The sequence below is a fragment of the Rhodopseudomonas infernalis genome (genome assembly GCF_022271405.1).
In the GTDB taxonomy this organism is placed as follows: Bacteria; Pseudomonadota; Alphaproteobacteria; order Rhizobiales; family Xanthobacteraceae; genus Rhodopseudomonas; species Rhodopseudomonas infernalis.
Window position 1 is genome coordinate 143,774 of record NZ_JAJNAL010000001.1, and the last position, 14,990, is coordinate 158,763.

Genomic DNA, 14,990 nt, shown 5'->3' on the forward strand with positions numbered 1-14,990 from the left:
ACCTATTTGACGATCGCGTGGGCGTCGTTCTGCTGCGAAAATTTGATCTTGAACGTCGCCCCCACCGTCAGCGGGGTTCCGACCGCGATCAGCGAACCGAGCCCGAAATCCGTTGCCGAGACCCGATAGCGCTGGTCGGCGAGATTGAGCCCCCACAGATGCGCGGCGTAGCGCTCGTTCTCCACCCCGATCCTCGCATTCAGCAAGCCATAGGCCGGCTGCCGCAGCGTGTTGGCGACGTCGAAGTAGAATCCGGAGCGGAACTGATACGCGACCTCCGCCGCCCCTTGCAGATCGTCGTAGCCGACGTTCCAGGCATAGCCGAGACTGACCGTGCCCGAGAATTTCGAGACGTATTGCTGCTGGTTGCCTCCGACATCGATCGTCGTCGACGCTCCGGTTGCCAGCGCGTTCTTGAAGTCGACATAGGTGGCATCGACATATCCCAGCCCGGCGCGGACCGACCAATGATCGTCGAGCTTCAGACGGGCCTCCAGTTCGGCTCCGTAGGACCGACTCTTCGGAGCATTCTGGATCGGCGTCGATTGAGTGGCGACGTTGAACGTCTGAACCTGCTGATTGCGCCAATCCATGAAGAAGACGCTGCCATTGAGTGACAGTCGATCGGCGAGGAACCGGCCTTTCCATCCCGCCTCGTAGCTCCACAGCGTCTCGGCGTCGAACGCCTTCTCGTCACCGAGAGCGACAAAGCCGGCATTGAACCCGCCCGACTTGTAGCCGCGGCTGAGGCTGGCATAGACGTTGAACGTGTCGGTCACCTCGAACTGAGTGCCGAAGCGCGGCGTCACATACGGCGCGGACAGGCTGGCGAGATAGGCCGGAGCAAAGCCGGCGACGACCGGGGTGAAGATCGTATTGAACGACGCGTTGTCGGACCGGAAGTCGTAGGAGAACTCCTTGTGATCGTAGCCGAGGCGCGCTCCCCCGAAAACCTTCCAGCGTTCCGTCAGCGCGAACGTGCCATCCGCAAAGGCAGCGAGTGCGGTCGTGTCGGTCACCCCCTTCGACTGCAGCGTCACGCCGCTCCCGCTCAGGAAGCCGCCGGAATCGAAACTGTTCGTCAGGCCGTACTGACGGGATCCATGGCTACGCTCCGCGTAGAGTCCTCCGACCCATTTGAAGCGTTCGTTGCGATCCGATTCGTAGCGGAATTCCTGGGAGACCTGATCGTAGCTTCCGTTGAACGGATTGTCGGCCCGATACTGGAAGCCGGCGACTCCGACGCTTCTGAAGAAGGCATTGGTCGCGGCGAAATAGCCTTGGGGAAACGAATTGCCCTTGAAGTCGGTTTCGTTGGTGCGGAAGCCGGTGAGCGATACCAGACGATCACCGTTGTCGAGGCGGGCGGTGAACTGAGCGCGTGCGGTCGTCGTCGACAGGGTGCCATTGAACGGGTTGACGATGTCGACGCTGCGCCGCCCGGCCTGGAAATCCGCTTCGCTCATGAACGCGCCATCGACGGTGCGTTGACGCTCGTGCTCGACGCTTCCCAGAAAATCCACCGTGTCGCTGACTGGCCCCATAACGCTGAAGCGCCCGGAGATATCCTGCAGCGAGTTGACCTTCCCCCCTGTCGCGTCATCCGGCGTATAGCCGTCATTGCGGGAGCCGGACAGCGCGCCACGAACCGCCCAACCGCTGTTACCAATCGGCGTGTTGAAGAAGCCGAAGCTGCGCGCCGTGTTGAACCGGCCGTAGTCGACGCCGAATTCGCCGTACGTCCGCGACGGATCCGGAAGATTGGATATGACGTTGACCGAACCGGCGAGATTGTTGCGTCCGTAGAGCGTGCCCTGCGGGCCGCGCAGAATCTCCACGCGATCGATATCGAGCAGATTGCCGCCATAGGTCTGCGACGCACCGGCCGCGACACCGTCCACATAGAGCCCCACGGCTGGATCGGTATCGATCAACGCCGAGCCCACGCCGCGTATCGCCGTGAAGTTCGTGTAGAGGCTGCCGGAGACCGTCCCCATCTGCGCGTTCGGCGTCGCCGAGAGCGCCTGATCGCGGCGCAGAGTCCGGCTTTCCGCGAGGCGCTGACCGCTCCAGACGTCGATACTGATCGGAACGTCGGTCGCCTGCTCAGGACGTTTCTGCGCCGTCACCGTGATTTCGTCGAGTATCACGGCCTGCTGGGCAATCGCCGGATACGACACCGAACACATCAGCAGAACGATGAGATTGCGTCTGGTCATTGGCCCCTCGCATTTCGCCGGGGCAGTCATCGCAGAGTTGTTCACGAAGCGGGACGCCGTTCGCTTATGAATTCAGACAAAGGGCTTATGAGAAGCGTCTGACGGCGCTGGGTGGCCGGCCGAAGCGACGTTTGAATGCCGTCGTGAAATTCGCCGGCTGACCATATCCACAGCGATAGGCAGCTTCCGAGACGGTCACGCCGTGGTCTTCGACGAGTTCTCGTCCGAACTGCAGGCGCCGCTCGTGAATGTAGCGCCCGAGACCGACGCCGAAGGCGGCGGAAAAGTCCTGCTTCAGTTTGCTAGGGCTGACGGCGAACGCAGCCGCCAGCGCAGTGATCGTCGTCGCCACGGCCGGATCGCGATCGATCTGCTCCCTGACGGCGACGACCCGCTCGAGCGCCGGAGCCTTGAGATCGACCGCGGGACGCTCGCCGCCGCCCTGGAATTCTGCAGCGAGAGCGGCCAACAGATCGAGTGCACGACTCTCGAGGTAGAGCGCGCTCGCGAAGCCGGAGCCGGTGGAATGCTGGATGGATCTGGCGATTTGCTTCAGGCGGGCATCGAGCGGGCGGCGCCGGGTCACGGTTGCCCGGTCGACGGCCGCGGCCATCGTGTCGAACGCCGGGTCGTCGCCGAACCGCGTCTGCGCGAACTCGAACCATTGCGGCGCGACGACCAGTTCGACCGTGCGCACCGGATGCGCCGCCAGGATGACTTTCCGTGTCGAGACGCGATCATTGGTCGACGAGATCCACAGCTCTCCGGGACGAAAGCCGGTGTCGATATCGGCGGTCTTGCCTTGCGCAAAGCCGTCGAGCACCACGCTGAGGCAGACCGCCGGAAAGGTCTCGGCTTCGACGAGTACCGGCTTGGTCAGGCGAAGATCGGTCGAGAGCAGGTTCAGGCCAGGTTGAACCTGCAGATTGCGGATGCACGAAGGAGTATCGACAGCGCGCGGCGAGCGGAGAGCCGCTTCAAATCGGATCAGATCAACTTGCTCGTACGCTTGAACATCCATATGGAGCCACTCGGACCGATGCTGTCAGGTCGTCTTCGCATCTCTCCGATAGTCTTAGGGCCACACAAATAATCACGCAAACTCAATAGTTTAGATCATCTCAAAGCAGGAATTCCGATTAGATCATCGCATGACGGTGATGCGTGCAAGGACGCCCTCCTCCGACCGGGATCGAGCCGCCGCAGGTTAGTTCGCGTGAGCTCTCGTCGCCTCGAAGCCGAGTGGGAAGCTTCAGCGCAGATCAGCCGGCCCGCGCCGGCTTGCGCTCGACTACGACCATCGCGCTTTCCACCGCCCGGCGCATCAATTGCGCGTAGTCGTGGCCGAACAGCACTTCGCAGAACCGGATCGCGGCCAGCACCTGCATGTGCCGAAATGGCTTCACCCGCGGCTCGCAGCCACGGAGCGATTGCACCAGGGCCTCGGTCGAGGTTTCGACGTATTGCTGCAGTTCCGAATAGGTCCGCAGCGTCATTTCGTTGATCGCCAGCTCGCTGGCGTAGTTGCGGCAGATCGCAACGAAGTCGATCAGCGCCGCGGCCTCGTCAACCTCGATCTGGTCGACCCGGCTGTTGGCCGAGACCTCCTTGTCAGGCCGCTGCCGCAGCAGTCGGCGGACCCGGCCGGGCACGCTCTCGATCTCGGACTTGAGCGCGCTGGAAATGTCGACCCGGATCGCCGCGAGGCGCTTGCCCCAGGTCGAGTCGCCCCGCAGATCGAGCTCGGTCCGCAACCCGCGGACGCCGTCATGGATCAGCTTCAGCTTCTCGGACACGTTGGTGTAGTGGCCCCGCTTGAGCTCGTCGTGGAGATCGGCGGTGAGCTGGGCAAGGTCGTGGATCGCCATGGTGACGGCGACGCCGTAGGGCGTGGCGGCCACGCGGATCTCGTCGTCGGAGCCGGCGACCTTGATCGCCAGCCGGACGATCTGCCACGGCAGCGTCAGGTGCTGCAGGATCATGGTCAGGGCAAATGGCAGCATGATCGGCGTCTGTAGCGCCGGTACGTTCAGCGACGCGATCACCGAATTGACCTGTGGCTCGCCGAAGCTTCGCAGATTAGACGAGAGCTTGCCGTCAAACGTCTCCAGCGCCTCGCGATTGGCCAGTACGGCGCCGACGCCGGCCAGATCCTCGACGGTCGAAGGCGGGCCAACGCGCGACATCGCACGCTGGCGATCGACGCCCGCTTCCGGATTGATCACCTTGTCGATCGCCGCGGCGGCCGCGGCCTGCAGCTTGCGCACAAGGGGGGCGATCTGCGCCGCGGTGCCGCCGCGCAGGTTAATCAGCCCGCCCTCGAATTCCCGGATCTGCGCCGTGATCGCCTCGCGTTCCAGCCACTGCCAGATCGAGGTCAGCGACCCGCGGCGGATCTGGCCGGGGCGCGGTTGTCGGTGATTGTCGATAAGGAATGGTTCGAGCACCCGAAACATCAGCCGCGCCGGATCGTCCGTTCGCGGCGCGATGTTGTCGTCGGAGCCGCGAACGATCTTGCGCAGTTCCTCGAGTACGAAGCGCGCGACCGCAACGTCGTCCCCGCGCTCCAGCGCGCGCTCGAATTCGCGCATCAGCAGCGCCTGCGACTGCGGCGGGAGCTGGGCGAGGTACTCCCTCAGCCGTTCGGTCGATGTCTGGCTCATGCGCCCGAATTCTGCGTGCGTGCGGTCGCGTCGGCAGCAGCAGATCGACGCCGGACGCTGCCCGCAGAAATAGCAGGAGCGGTGTTAAGAAGGAGTTGAGGCAATCGGATAGCAGCCCGGATTCAGGCTCTGCATCAACCGCAAGCAATCGCCGCAAGTTTTTGACCGATCACCATAATCACGATGAACGGAGTGACACAGGTGGCTGCCTAGCCGGCAGCCGTCCAAGGGCCGTCATTGGTGCGGCACGCGGTGCCCCGGGCGATCTCGAGCTGACCGCCGACCGTAACGCTATGCGAAAAGCCGCGGCAGGTGGCGCCCTGCTTGGCATAGGCGGGCCCCGGCACGATGTTGCCGTAGCGGCCTGAGGTCGGGTTCTTCCACGGCACTGGAGCCCCCGACTCGCCATGGTCGAGCGCTTCCAGCTCAGCCGCATAGGCGATCCGACGGTCCTCGGCATTCAGCAGCGCGCCGATCTTCGGACCGATCAGCCCACCCATGGCGGCGCTGTCCACAGCCGCGGCGGCGCCGTCGCCGGAGCGACCGAAATCCGTGGCGGCGTTGCTGGTGAAGGAGTCGACCCGCGCATACAGCCCGGTGGTGCGATCGCAGCCGGCCAAGGCCAAGCTGGCCAGCACCAGCAGCCCGACCGAAGGCTTCACCAAGCCGGCACGCCGACGCATCGTCATTTCAGTCCCCACTCCATTCGCTTCAGGCCGTTCTACACCGAAATCCCTAACGCTCAAGGCAACGGAGCGGCGAAATCGGGCGCTGCTGTGGCAGCATCCGATTCGTTATGCCGCAGGCAGCTTCAATTCCGCCCGCAGGCCACCGATCGGCGCCTGGCCGAGGGTCAATTCGCCGCCGTAAAGCGCTGCCAGATCGACCACAATGGCCAGGCCGAGCCCCGAGCCCGGCTTGCTCTCGTCGAGCCGTTGGCCGCGGCGGGCAACCTGAGCCTGCTCGGCGGCGGAGAGACCACGACCGTCGTCGTCGACGATGATCCGTACCAGGGCGGTCGGCCCCGATTCCGCGGTCGCTTCGATGAACACCCGACTGGTCGCCCATTTGCAGGCGTTGTCGACCAGATTGCCGACCATCTCTTCGAGGTCCTGCTTCTCGCCGCGGAACTTCAGGCCGCTGGCAACGTCGGCGCGAACCTGGATGTCGCGGTCGCGATGGATCTTCTCCATCGTTCGCCGCAGCGCCTCAATCACCGGTTGAACGTCGGTGATGGTGCCAACCACGGTCAATCGGGCGGCGATCCGTGCCCGCTCCAGGTGATGCGCCACCTGGCTGCGCATGATCTCGGCCTGCTCCAGCACCTTGGCGGCGAGCGGATCGCCAGGCCGCGCGGCGGCTTCGTTGACCAGCACCGACAGCGGCGTCTTGATGGCATGCGCGAGGTTGCCGACATGGGTGCGCGACCGTTCGACGATTTCGCGATTGGCTTCGATGAGCGCGTTGGTCTCGCGTGCCAGCGGCGCGATCTCGACCGGGAACTTGCCCTCCAGCCGCTCGGCGTGGCCGGAGCGGATGTCGGCGATCGAGTCGGATATCCGCTTCAGCGGCGCCAGGCCGAAGCGCACCTGGAAGATCGTGGTCAGTACCAAGCCGATCGACAGCGCGATAAAGGTGCCTGCGAGGTAGTAGTCGAAGGTCCGCGTCTCTTCGAAGATCTCGGTGGCGTCGCCGGCGACGGTCACGACGTATTTGCCGTCGGCGCCGAGGTCGACCGGGCGCTCGACCATGCGCAGGGTCTGCCCTTCCGGTCCCTCGACATAGCCCTGGCGCACGCCGGACGGGCCGAGCTCGACGCCCTGGTCCTCCAGCTTCGGCAGCTTGCGATCCCAAAGCGAGCGCGACGCGCGAGGATCGATCTTGTCGGTGTCGGTGCGGACGATCTGCCAATACCAGCCGGACAGCGGCAGATCGAACAGCGGCTCGCCGATCGACTGAAATTGGTCCGGCGCCGCCTCCGGCGTTGCAACTTCGGCGATGATGGTGCGCAGATAGAGATTGAGCCGGCGGTCGAAGGCGCGCTCCGAGGCCTGGCGGTACACCGACGAGAGCACGATGCCGGTGATCGCCAGGATCACCACCACCCAGGCCGTCGCCGACAGGAACAGTCGCGTGGCGAGGGAGCTGCCGCGGCGGCGCAGCGGCTTGGCGGGAGCAGCCAGGTTCGCCATCAGCAGCCCGGCTTCCGCAACATCGCCCTCGCCTGCCCCATGGTCACGGATGAGAACTAGTGCGTTTCGCCGGGCGGCGCCGACAACAGATAGCCGAGGCCACGCACGGTCTGGATGATATCGACGTCGAGCTTCTTGCGGATGCGACCGACGAACACCTCGATGGTGTTGCTGTCGCGGTCGAAATCCTGGTCGTAGAGATGCTCGACCAGCTCGGTGCGCGACACCACGCGCCCGGCGTGGTGCATCAGATAGGCCAGCAGTCGGTACTCATGCGAGGTCAGCTTGACCGGATGGCCGCGGACGCTGACGCGGCCGGTGCGGGTGTCGAGCGTCACCGGGCCGCAGGTCAGCTCGGACTGGGCGTGGCCGGCGCTCCGGCGCAGCAGCGCGCGGATCCGCGCCAGAACCTCTTCGAGGTGAAATGGCTTGGCGACGTAGTCGTCGGCGCCGGCATCGAAGCCCTGCACCTTGTCGCTCCAGCGGTCACGCGCGGTCAGGATCAGCACCGGCATCGCCCGCTGATTGCGCCGCCAGGCTTCGAGCACCGAGATGCCGTCCATCTTGGGGAGTCCGATGTCCAGCACCACGGCGTCGTACGGTTCAGTGTCGCCGAGAAAATGCCCTTCCTCGCCATCGAAGGCGCGGTCCACAACGTAGCCCGCATCGGTCAGCGCAGTGGTCAGCTGGCGATTGAGATCGGGATCATCTTCGACGACGAGCAGCCGCACTTTCAACTCCGCTCTTCCGAGTCACTGGCGATATTACCGTCGTGAAGATGAGCGGCGGCGGCGTGAATACGCGATGAACGGCACCGCCGCATGCATTACTTTTTCTTAACGACGGCTTTCACCAGTCTGTCGAGGACGCCGGGGCTGTCCTGTCCGGTGGCGGCGCAGACCTTCTCGCGTGTCCGACCGCTGACATAGACGCCTAGCACGCCGAACCGGAAAGCCCAATAGGTCGCCAGCAGCGCGGTCGCGCCGATCAGCGCGTTGATGGTCTGGATGTCTCCGGTCCAGAATTCGTGGACCAGGACCACCCACAGCGCCGCGCATTCGAGCGTCAGCTCCCACGCATAGGCCGGCCGCCACCAGCGCTGGATCACGTCGCTCGAGGCAATCTCGGCACGGATCGTCGCCTGCGTCTCGCTGATCGCGACGCGCTGGGTCTCCGCCTCGGCCCGGATCACCTCGGCCCAGCGCGCTTCGGCTTCGGCGATCTTGTCCGGATCGGCCGAGGGCAGCACGGTTTGCACCGCAGACGGGGTCGGCGTCCCCGCCCCCAACACCTCGGACAGGATCTGCCCGGCCGCGCCGCCGAGTGGGCCCCCGAGTGCGCTACCGAGCATCGGCGCGCCGAGTCCGATCACCTGTTTGGCCAGATCGTTCCAGTCCATGATCAGCTCCTCTTGAGAACAGCGGCGAGCGCCGCGATGAAGGTGTGAAGCCGCGACGGCTGCGGCTGGGCAGACGACGGGGCGGACGCCGGCGGTTGCGGAGAGGCGTGCGTCTGCGCCTCCGGCACCAGCGACGGCGAGCCGACGACCGGCACGTCGCCAAGCGCAGCCTTCCAGCGCGCCAGCCACGCCCGGCGCTGCGCCAGCCCGATCGTGCCGCCATTCAGTCGCCGGGTGACGCCGACCAGGTCATCAGCCTGTGCGAATGGCAGGCAGCCGCACGCGACGAAATCCGCGACGCCGCACAGCAGGAAGTGGCGCGGATCGTTGACCAGTTCCGGATGGCTGACGAGATCGAGCCCGGTCGCTTTCGCCAGTCGCGCGTAGCCTTCGCGCCCCGTCGTCTGCGCCGCGCCGCGGCCGCGAAAATTCCAGCCATCGTCGGAGCCCGGCGCGTTGCCCATGCGACCGTTGTAAACCTTGTTGGCGAGCCCCCGCGGGTCGTGCGCATAAGGCGCGGCGCTCGCCAGCGTGCGAAACCGCGACGGCCACACCTGCATCATGCGCTCGGCGGTGTAGTTGAGGTTCTCGACGACCTCCCGCCCCGCCCCGCATTCGTGACTGATCTGCGCCATGACATGCACGACCAGGAGCGTCGTATCGATGTGGTATCTGCCAAACGCCGCTGGCGCGGCCGCGATCATTCCGGCTCGCAACCCCGGCACCACCCGATCTGCATCCGGCCACAGACGCGCCAACGCCTCGCCAAACGACGATTGCTGCATGTTCATCTCCGTGGAATGAGGTAGCGATGTAGGATGGGCGAGGATGCGACGGTGCTGCGCTGAGACTGCGATGGCAAAAACAAGCCGCCGCGCCGACGTGCGGCCGTCTCCGCCGCATCACACGATTCTCAATCGCGCGCCTTGATACGCTCAGCCCTTGGTGCCAATAACGCTAAAGTAGCAAACTGCCGATTCACGCTTTACGCGGCGACTTCGCCCACGTTAGTCTCGCAGACCGGCTTCTCGCCGGCTTCGTCATCAATCTATAAATAAGTGACATTCACCGCAATTCGCGCGGGCATCGCTCACAGGGGCCGATGCTATTCATCCAACAACACAGAAAGATACTAATCGTGGTCATCGACGACAACCTTATCTCGGGTGTCCTCGACACTCTTGAGCTCCCATTCGGCGCCACCAATCAAGCAATCATGGCCTATCATCGCGTGTTTGTACGCCGCTATTCGAATACTATAGCGTGCCTCGCTCACCTGCCGCGAACTCTCAAAGTTCTCGAAATGGCCGCGGATCCATACGGAATGACCGCGGTCCTGAAAAAACACCTATTCGATGCAATCGAACTCGCTACATTTGGAAAACATGGCGACACCACCACAATCAGGCTCGCCGTCGGCTCGGAACAGTATCAGTTCAAGGAAACAAAATTCAATGCAGAGGCAGAACGATGGCCGTACGCAGACGAAAGCTTCGACCTCATTATCTGCTGCGAAATGCTTGAGCATCTCGCAATGGATCCCATGAACGTTTTCACCGAAGCAAATCGGGTCCTGCGACCCCACGGACGTTTATTCGTCTCGACCCCGAACGCTTCATCGTTCCAGAACGTCGTAAAATGTCTTTCCTTCAAAGCTCAAAGCCTCGCCCCGCACTATCGCGCCCCGAAAAGCATGGAGGGAATCTATCAACGCCACAACCGAGAACTCACGCCGCCAGCTTTGCAAGCGATGTTTTCAGCCGCGGGTTTCAATAGGGAGAATTTTTCCACCACAGACAGCTATCACTTTGATAGCTACGAAAATAACATCGTCTCAATCAATACACTCCGCACCATTTTCGGACCCGATATGAGATGTGACACAATGAATTTCTTGGGGCGGAAGTCGGGACCGGTCACAACCCGCTATCCGACCACCGAAGAACTTTATCTCGCATCAGACCATCCGTGATCACACAACCAACTCTGACCCGACAATTAACGCATCTTAAACGGGTTTCAGCCGCCGTCCGCTAAATTCCCGCGTCTGGAAAGCACTTCGATTGCGGTTTCCGCGTAACTTTTTGAAAGACTGGCAGCAGCCTCTCCCAAGATCGCATCGATCTTCGACGATAGGACGAACGGGTCATCATCCCTTTGCTCCCGACTGCCGGCACTAGGGACGGATCTGGTTGGCGCTACTGACGAGTATTTGACCAAATTCAACCGGGCCATCGATCGTCTTGCACAATACGGTATGGTTGCCGGCGCGCTGATACTCGAAAAGCATCACAACTCGAAGACGGGTGGCACTATCTTCGAAATTGAATGACGAGGTCTCACTACCATCGATCGTGCAGTCGAGCTTACCCCCTCCGACCATAGCACGCGTGGTAAGTCCGATCGACGTTCCGGAAAATGCAATTGTGAAAATATCGCTCGGCCGACATCTATATTGGAGATCGTCGTAAGGTATCGATTGACCGACGAAATCAAGGTGTGACGACGGGCCGTTTGGGCAAGTCGTATTGGTAATCAGGCTGAGCGGATCGACCAGCCGGGCTGTATCGAGCCGACTTTGGCCAATATACAACGACGATCGCGCTCCTACGCCCTTGGCGGGCACGATACGCTCGTCCAATTGCTGTGAAATCGAGAGATAATAGCTGCTGTGCCCTAGATCGTTTGGGTGCACGACATCGGCGAAGAAATCCTGCGGATTACGATTGGTGAGGTTGATGTGGTGCCAAAGATGAGACGCGGCATCGACGAATATTGCTCCGTTTTTCTCGACGATTTCGCGAGCATAGACCACTCGGTCGTCGCTCGACCCGGCACGCCTCAGCGCCGCCTCCCCGGGATAACTGGCAGCTATATATATGATCACGACATTCGGATTAACTCGACGCAGCTTATAGATGAGCCCGTCGATATTCTCATACACGAATGCACGGTCCGGCTCGTCGTTGACCGAAAATTCCACGAACGCTATGTCGGGCTTGAAGCCGTCAAGATCCTGCTCGAGCCTGTAAACCGCAAATTGCGAATTGGTCCCGCCGACAGCGATGTTCTTCATGGTCACACTGCCGATTTTCGTCGTGAGCCAATCGGTCAGGAACGTGACATAATCCTTGCCCGGGCTGGCCCATGCGCCCTGCGTCACGGAGCCGCCCACAAAGAGAACGGCTCGCGGCTGGGCATTCGCGGCGGTCTTTGGGGAGGGTTCAACGACCGGCGTTTTGGCCACGTCACAATTGCATCCACAACTGGCTAAAACCAACGCCAGGACCGCGCATGCCACAGGTCTCATGTATTTTTTCACTTTGAGTCTACCCCTTCGGCTATGCGATCGAGGCCGCCTATTGATATATTGGTATTAACGTTTCGATCGGATCCTATTTGAGAATCAGCTCAAGCCAGTGAAGCGGATTTTCGGTTGTTTGAACCGGTCCGATTGCGGCTGTCCACTCGACTAAGGAGTCGACACCGGTCATCCTATCGCTCGGACATGATCTGAAACAGTGCGTTAGATCTCGAAGCCGCATTGAAGGAGCACGCATGTCATGGACATTTCTCCATGTAAGACTACACAATTACCATTGCATACAGTTTCCCCCTGCGACCCGATGCGCGAAGCCGGCAAAGAGAAGGAGTATTTCGCAATCGGCCTAGGTGCTCTCGATCTCTGCAAGCGAGCGCTGCGAGGCACAATCCCGCTCAATATTGTAGATTTTCAATGCGGGTACGGCCGGGTGACTCGATGGTTCCGACGTGAGTGGCCGACAGCGACGATAACCGCTGTTGAAATCGACCAAGGCGCGCTGGATTTTGTCCAATCCACATTCCAAGCGGTCCCTGTTGCGGCAGACGCCCAGCTCACTTTTAAGCTCGAGCCAGGAGCGAACCTGATCTTCAGCGGGTCCCTCCTCACTCATCTAGACGAGTGGCAATGGGACCGCTTCCTTCGGATCGCGATCGACGCGCTCGCGCCGGATGGAATACTGGTGTTCACAATCCACGGCAGGATCGCAGCTCTGCTGGCGGAACAACGACACCCCGTTTACGGCAACGCCATCGATACCAAGAAACTCTACGACGCTTATAAAACGAGTGGCTTCGCGTTCCTCCCATATGCAAAGGAATATCCCACGTTCGGCCTGTCACTGTCGTCTCCGGAATGGATCATGCGCAAGCTGCAAGCTATCCCGGAGGTCTCGATCATAGCCTTCGAGGAAGGGGGCTGGGGACAGGACGTGGTGGCTGTCAGACGACATCCATGGCCGATGGTACTTCCGGACTTCGCTCCTCACACAAACGGGATTTGATACATGAAGGATTTTCAAATTCATCACGCGAAATTGGAGAAGTTTCTCGATAGCTTAGTGTTTCCACAGCCTGCTTGACACCTCCCGAAGACATCATCTCTGCAGGCCCCTTTGCGGCTGCAGTTCCTCTATTGTCGCTGCTTACAGCCTTGCGTTTGCAGCCACCTGGGCAACTAGCGCTCCCATAGCCGCGACGGGGACGTTGTTTACATTCGGCGAGCAACTCTTCGAATTGACACCATTCACCACACCGCTGACGTCGGAAGTCGTGCTCTGATTATAGATCTGTCCGACCGCACCGGTGGCATAAGAGTACAGCGTCACCGTGGGAATTGTACGCATTTCAACCGGGAAGAACCAAGTCGGCAGCGCGGCGTAGTTGCTGGGTGCTTCGACGATGTGCTGCAAGCCCCCTCCGGCCCATGGCGTGCCGGGCGCCATGCCGGTTGCATATGTCTTGGCGTAGTAGCGCTGACAATCGGCCAGCAGGTCGCGCCAGGGCTGCGCCACGAACGGTGTCGGCACGCTGCCGCCCTCCAGTTTGACCTTGCCGATATCCAGCGTCACGTTCTGCGGCTGCGCGGTGTCGGTCCAGAACAGCACGGCGAGATTGTTCATCGACGACGACACCGTACCGCTGAGCGGCAGAATGTCGGTCAGCGTGTTGGCGGCGAGCGCGGTGGCGCCGGTACCGACCACGAGTGTCGACGCCGCGGTGAAGAAATGGCCGGCGGTCAGGCTGGCGTTGCTCCAGTCGTTGATCACATCCTTGGCGATCGCGTCGGGGGCGCCGGTCCACTCGACGATGGCGTAGCGCAGCGTGATCGCCGCCGAACTCCGTACCCTGGCCGACAGCACCACAGCCTGGCCGCGCAGCTCGCGGCACAGCAGTCTTTCCAGCCACTGGATCCGGCCGAACCGCTGCGGCGCGGCGGCGGCCTGCAGCGACCGCATCATGAAGGGCGTGCCGTTCTCGGCGTCGAGCAGGCTGCTGGCGCTCACGGCGGCATCCTGGGTCAGCGTCAGCCATTGATCGAAATCGTAGCTCGCGTCGGCCTGACTGCCGATCGCGCTCTGGACGACTTCGCCGCTTGGGTTGATCAGGTAATTTCGGTTCGGCACGCCGGCATTGGCACGCGCCTGCGCCTGCTGCGCCGCGCTGAGGGATTGCGCCGCGCCATACGACACCGCATAGGGCGCGCCGCCGGCGAGCGCCTGCCAGCGCAGCGCGGTGGCGTCGTAGCGCAGCATCACCGCCTGCCGCGCCAGCAGCACGACCGGCGCGCCGAGCGCGAAGCGGTTCGCGGCCGCCGACGCCGCGCTGTCGTCGATTAACGTGATCGCCTGGCTGCCGACATTGACGAGCACGACGACACGTCCCTCGCTGCCGCCCGCCAGCCCGCTGATGCTGCGCGCGGCGTCGGACGACAGCTGCAGCACCGCAGCCGACGCGAGGCCGCTCGGCGCGTAGTCGTTCTGGTTGGCGCCGATCTGCGGCGGCGACACGACGCCCGACAGAGCGAGCCCGCGCGGCAGCGCCAGGTTGCCGCTGGCCGGATCGATGGTGAACGCCTCGATCCAGCCGGCGCCGTCGGCCGAGACCTTGAGCTTGAACGCATCCGTGCCGACCAGGCCGAATTCGGCGCGGCCCGAGTAGTTGTCGGAGAACACCACCGAGGCGGTCTTCGCGGCGCTCTCCTTCGACAGTTGAAGGCGGACGTCGCCGCTGCCGCCGGCGGCAGCCGTGATGGCGGCGATCAGCGCCGCGTTGGACTTGACGCTCAGCAGATTGGGCGCGGTCGCCGTGGTGCCGATGCCGAGATGTACGGCGTTGTCCAGCGACAGCGGCAGGTCACGCAGATCGCGCCACGCCGAGCCGTCGAACACCAGCAGGATATCGTCGGCGACCGACCACACGCACCAGCCCTGCTTCGGCGCAAGAAACGCCCAGGCGCCGTCCTGCCAGCTGGCGATCGCGTTGCACTGCCCGGCCCAGGCGCCGCTGCCGCCGGCGGCGACGATATGGCGCTCGCCCTCGGCGGGACTCGCCGGCGGCGTCGTCCGGGTGCGGTCGGCGACCGCGATCTGGATCGCGGCATCGAGAATGCGCAGCGCCTCGTTATGGGTGACGTGCTTCTGCGCCTGCGCGGCCTCGATGAAAGGCAGCGCGAGATTGGACGTGGCGGTCATGG

Annotated in this window: 12 protein-coding genes; 2 read left to right on the plus strand and 10 right to left on the minus strand. The window is 62.7% G+C overall.

What is annotated here, in order from left to right:
- Nucleotides 1–2: 2 nt before the first annotated feature.
- The 8 genes from LPW26_RS00650 to LPW26_RS00685 form a co-directional block, all read right to left on the minus strand.
- Nucleotides 3–2,219, minus strand: coding sequence for a TonB-dependent receptor (locus tag LPW26_RS00650; RefSeq protein WP_238732302.1), 2,217 nt, complete (start codon nucleotides 2,217–2,219; stop codon nucleotides 3–5).
- 85 nt (nucleotides 2,220–2,304) lie between these two features.
- Nucleotides 2,305–3,045, minus strand: a complete 741-nt coding sequence (locus tag LPW26_RS00655) for a helix-turn-helix transcriptional regulator (protein ID WP_238732303.1) — start codon at nucleotides 3,043–3,045, stop codon at nucleotides 2,305–2,307.
- 436 nt (nucleotides 3,046–3,481) lie between these two features.
- Complete coding sequence (locus tag LPW26_RS00660; RefSeq protein WP_238732304.1) at nucleotides 3,482–4,882, minus strand: hypothetical protein; 1,401 nt, start codon at nucleotides 4,880–4,882, stop codon at nucleotides 3,482–3,484.
- A 209-nt stretch (nucleotides 4,883–5,091) separates the two neighbouring features.
- On the minus strand, nucleotides 5,092–5,571 hold the full coding sequence (locus LPW26_RS00665; RefSeq protein ID WP_238732305.1) for an RT0821/Lpp0805 family surface protein: 480 nt from the start codon (nucleotides 5,569–5,571) through the stop codon (nucleotides 5,092–5,094).
- 105 nt (nucleotides 5,572–5,676) lie between these two features.
- Nucleotides 5,677–7,074: a sensor histidine kinase gene (locus LPW26_RS00670; RefSeq protein WP_238732306.1), complete on the minus strand. Its 1,398-nt coding sequence runs from the start codon at nucleotides 7,072–7,074 to the stop codon at nucleotides 5,677–5,679.
- A gap of 56 nt (nucleotides 7,075–7,130) precedes the next feature.
- Nucleotides 7,131–7,805, minus strand: a complete 675-nt coding sequence (locus tag LPW26_RS00675; protein WP_238732307.1) for a response regulator transcription factor — start codon at nucleotides 7,803–7,805, stop codon at nucleotides 7,131–7,133.
- 95 nt (nucleotides 7,806–7,900) lie between these two features.
- Nucleotides 7,901–8,473 (minus strand): 3TM-type holin, encoded by a 573-nt coding sequence (locus LPW26_RS00680; RefSeq protein ID WP_238732308.1) that lies wholly within the window; start codon nucleotides 8,471–8,473, stop codon nucleotides 7,901–7,903.
- A 2-nt stretch (nucleotides 8,474–8,475) separates the two neighbouring features.
- A complete protein-coding gene (locus LPW26_RS00685) occupies nucleotides 8,476–9,258 on the minus strand; it encodes a glycoside hydrolase family 19 protein (protein WP_238732309.1) in 783 nt (260 codons plus the stop codon).
- A gap of 353 nt (nucleotides 9,259–9,611) precedes the next feature.
- On the opposite strand from LPW26_RS00685, the gene LPW26_RS00690 reads away from it, so the two are divergent.
- Nucleotides 9,612–10,445, plus strand: a complete 834-nt coding sequence (locus tag LPW26_RS00690) for a class I SAM-dependent methyltransferase (protein WP_238732310.1) — start codon at nucleotides 9,612–9,614, stop codon at nucleotides 10,443–10,445.
- A gap of 204 nt (nucleotides 10,446–10,649) precedes the next feature.
- Here the strand turns inward: LPW26_RS00690 and LPW26_RS00695 are convergent, their stop codons facing one another.
- Nucleotides 10,650–11,720: a GDSL-type esterase/lipase family protein gene (locus tag LPW26_RS00695; RefSeq protein WP_238732311.1), complete on the minus strand. Its 1,071-nt coding sequence runs from the start codon at nucleotides 11,718–11,720 to the stop codon at nucleotides 10,650–10,652.
- A 316-nt stretch (nucleotides 11,721–12,036) separates the two neighbouring features.
- On the opposite strand from LPW26_RS00695, the gene LPW26_RS00700 reads away from it, so the two are divergent.
- Complete coding sequence (locus tag LPW26_RS00700; protein WP_238732312.1) at nucleotides 12,037–12,798, plus strand: class I SAM-dependent methyltransferase; 762 nt, start codon at nucleotides 12,037–12,039, stop codon at nucleotides 12,796–12,798.
- A 141-nt stretch (nucleotides 12,799–12,939) separates the two neighbouring features.
- Here the strand turns inward: LPW26_RS00700 and LPW26_RS00705 are convergent, their stop codons facing one another.
- A complete protein-coding gene (locus LPW26_RS00705) occupies nucleotides 12,940–14,988 on the minus strand; it encodes a DUF2793 domain-containing protein (protein ID WP_238732313.1) in 2,049 nt (682 codons plus the stop codon).
- Nucleotides 14,989–14,990: the final 2 nt, after the last annotated feature.